Below are 3157 nucleotides of genomic sequence, written 5' to 3' on the forward strand. Positions count from 1 at the left end.
GACGGTCTCTCCGAAGGTTCCCAGATCCCCGAAGGAGCCCGTTCTGGCCTTCTCCGGCAGAAAAAACGGGTTCGCAAGGCCGTGAGCCCGGGAGAGCCAGCACACCCCCACCGGCGCATCCATTCTCATGACGGTCTGGCAGGTTGAGCTTTCATGTCCCGGGACGAAGTACATCACCTCCGGCACATGAGTAACCCCGAAATCTGAAAACGCCGCGGGATCGATCTGGATCATGGGAGGCGGCAGAAGTCCCTGGAGGGCCCTTTCCTTCAGATCCCGGTACCTTGCGGCCTCCGGGGAATTCCGATCCTTTTCCCGGGCTTCCATTTTGTCCAGATCCTTCAGAAGTTCCTCCTGATCCTGCTCTATCAGGCTCCGGAGCCTGCGGTTTCCCTCCGAAATGGTCTCTCCCGGGAGATACCCCCGGAATGCCAGAACAATATTGCTCTCTCCCCGGGCGGTTCTTATGACCTCCCGGAGGCGATCCTCCCCCATGGCCCAGGAGACGAACACATAAACCCGGCCCTCTTTTCTTTCCTGTTCCGCGGCTTCTTCGTTCTCCCGGAGATTCTTTTCCAGGGCGAGAAGATCCCGGGAGATCCTTTCGTAATCCTCCGGGGCGGCATCCCGGATGACATCGGTCATCTTCCGGATCTGGTATGACGTATCAAGGGAGCGGTAGCTTCTGTCCAGCTCTCTTGCGGAGGACACGGCCCGATCAATGTTCCGGTCTCCCGTTTCCTCCCCCCGGGAGGCGGCTTCAGCGGCGGAGAGCGTTTTGTCCAGATCCCGGACAAGATCCTCTCCCAGTATTTCCTCCTTCCGGCTTTTAATGTCCTCCGCGGCATCTCCCATGTCCCTTATAACCTTCCGGGAATCCTCGGAAACGTCCGGAAGCTGCGGGATCTGCGGAAGGGAGAGAGCGGCATCCGCCGGGTTCTCAGTCCTGCTTTCCGGAACTGCCGTCCCCGGTTCCGCTTCCGGACTCTGCGGGCTTTCCGCCTGAACCATGCCAGAAGAAAGGCACAAGGCCATAAGCGCGGCCGACAATCTGCTCTTCATCAATAGGCCCCCAGTATCTTGAATCAAACGAAAACTCCGTATCTCCCAGGACAAAGTATTTCTTCTCCGGTATCACGCCGGAAAACACGAAATCGTCAATCGGCTTTCCGATCTTATGGAGGTAGGAGAGGCCCCGGGCGGCTTCCTTTCCGTTAATGAGTATTCTTTCGTCCCGGGTGATCTCCACATGATCCCCGGGAAGCCCGGCCAGGAACTTCACGAAGAGCTTCCCGTCCGGATACAGCTTTATGCCCTTCACGGCAAACATGTAGATCCCGCCCCGTTCCAGGGAGGAATAATCCCCGTTCAGCTTCTTTGCTAAATAAACCGCATAGGGCTTTGAGAGACAATGGGATCCGGTTCCTCCCAGGTGGCCCCATACTGCGATCTGGTAATGCCCGGCAAACCAGCTGAAAGCCCACCCCAGAAAAAACACGCTGGCTATGGCGTACCCCGCCCGCCGGGGGGTGATCTTCTTTTTCAGGTTTTCCCGGGAGAATGATTCCCTTGCCGCCCTGCCGGCGTTTTTAAGCCTGGCGGAGAGACCGGGCTTTTCTTCCTGTTCGGTCACTTTTCTTCAACTCCCACAACCACGCCCTCGGTGACAAATCTTTCGGGTTTTTCCGAAACGTTCCACTCTTCATGGGAGGATGAAGTTTCCGGGGTCTTTTTCTCCGGAGCCGGGGCCGGTTCCTCGTTTATCGGGTTCCCCCAGTAGTCCGTTTCCGGTTCCTCCTCCTGAACGGGGGAAAGGCCCCGGTTTTCCCGGAGGGCCCGGGCCTCGTTTATTTCCTGCACCGCCTGGGCGTTGGAGAGGGAAGCCTGGCAGCTGTCCGCGTATTTGCGGTAATCAGGCGAAAGGATCTCCGGGTAGGACACCGCGGCGGTGGAATACAGAAGCGTGATCCCCCGGGTCTGGTATTCGTCCCCCATGCGTTTCAGGATAAAGGGTTCGCATTCTTCCAGGGAGAGGCCGGATTCCCGCAGCTTGAGCTCCATGATGTCCGGGTTGTAAACCGCAATGCGGGAGCCGCCCTGCTCGGCCTCCTGGGCCGCGGAAAGCCGGTTGATGCCGTGCTGGAGCCAGAAGGAGCCGATGATGAAGATCACCAGCATGGTAGTTATGGTGCGGAAGTTAAAGCGGATGGATGCCGCGTTGCTCTCCACCTGCTTTTCCAGAAGCTCTCTCTGGGCCGAAAGGAGTCTGAGCCGGTTGCTGAGCTCCCGGATGGTGAAAAGAAGCTGCTCCGGATCCATGTTTTCGGGATCGGAGGATGCCGGGTTTTCTCCGCCGGAAAACAACGGGGGGATCCGGTCTGTTTTCCCGCTGTCGGGATTATCGGAAAAGTTTTGTTCGTTCATTGCAATCGCCGCTGTCAAAAGAAATCAGAGGTAATATAGGCGGATTTTCCGGGGGGTGTTTGCTGATGCCGTCCACAAAACGACAGCAGAAAGGGGTTTTTGATGGTATTAAGGTTTTTGCGGGACACGTTAAGGGAGATGCTGAGAAAGGGAAAAGGTAAATTAAGCTGCCGCGTAAAGCGGCGTTTCTGAAAAAAGTCTCTATAACTCGGTGAGAGACTTAATAGCAATATCCGGTTCTGCTCGTGCTGTTATGCCGCAGATTCGCTGGTTCGCCAGACCAGCTTAAATCAACAGACCACGCTCTGTTGTCAGCGCCGCAGGGGTGGCCAAAACTCCTAATCAGTTTTCTGCCGAGCCAGAAATACTGCATGGAGCAGGGGGCTTGCCTGCGATCGTTTCCCCTCTTTGTAAGTCAAACACACCCTGGCCGCGCTGCGGACAGGAACCCGTCGGATATAACCGACTCATTATCTCCCGAAGGAGTGATACGAAAACCGGCTCGCAAGCGAGTTTTCGTATGCGCTTCTTCTGGACTGATTAATAAAATAGAGCCCTTCTAAAAAGAAAGGGCCCCGGGGAGACAGCTGCTCGGAACACATTCGTGTCTTTGCAGCTGTTGAAGCTATGCCGGCGGTTTTTCTCTGCGTACGCCGGCCCTTGATCGAGAACTGAGGTAGGCACCTCAAGTTCTAGGCTAGTGCTGGGACTAGCAACCCCTTACTGCTCGGCA

The 3157-nt window shown here is 56.4% G+C and carries 3 protein-coding genes; all 3 read right to left on the reverse strand.

All coding sequences use genetic code 11. The features are described 5' to 3' along the window. Positions 1 to 1035: TrbC family F-type conjugative pilus assembly protein (locus ACJROR_RS11785; RefSeq protein ID WP_406547195.1), on the reverse strand; the 1035-nt coding region annotated here is incomplete at its 3' end. Further along, complete coding sequence (gene lepB, locus ACJROR_RS11790; protein WP_406547196.1) at positions 941 to 1633, reverse strand: signal peptidase I; 693 nt, start codon at positions 1631 to 1633, stop codon at positions 941 to 943. The genes ACJROR_RS11785 and lepB, both read right to left, overlap by 95 nt. Continuing rightward, positions 1630 to 2424, reverse strand: a complete 795-nt coding sequence (locus ACJROR_RS11795) for a hypothetical protein (RefSeq protein WP_406547197.1) — start codon at positions 2422 to 2424, stop codon at positions 1630 to 1632. The genes lepB and ACJROR_RS11795 overlap by 4 nt, the downstream gene beginning before the upstream one ends. Positions 2425 to 3157: the final 733 nt, after the last annotated feature.

Origin of the sequence: Succinimonas sp., from assembly GCF_045225735.1 — a bacterium.
Taxonomy (GTDB): domain Bacteria; phylum Pseudomonadota; class Gammaproteobacteria; order Enterobacterales; family Succinivibrionaceae; genus Succinimonas.

Bases quoted from the DNA above. Each gene is read 5' to 3' on its own strand.
- ACJROR_RS11795 (WP_406547197.1), bottom strand. From the start codon at position 2,424: ATGAACGAACAAAACTTTTCCGATAATCCCGACAGCGGGAAAACAGAC.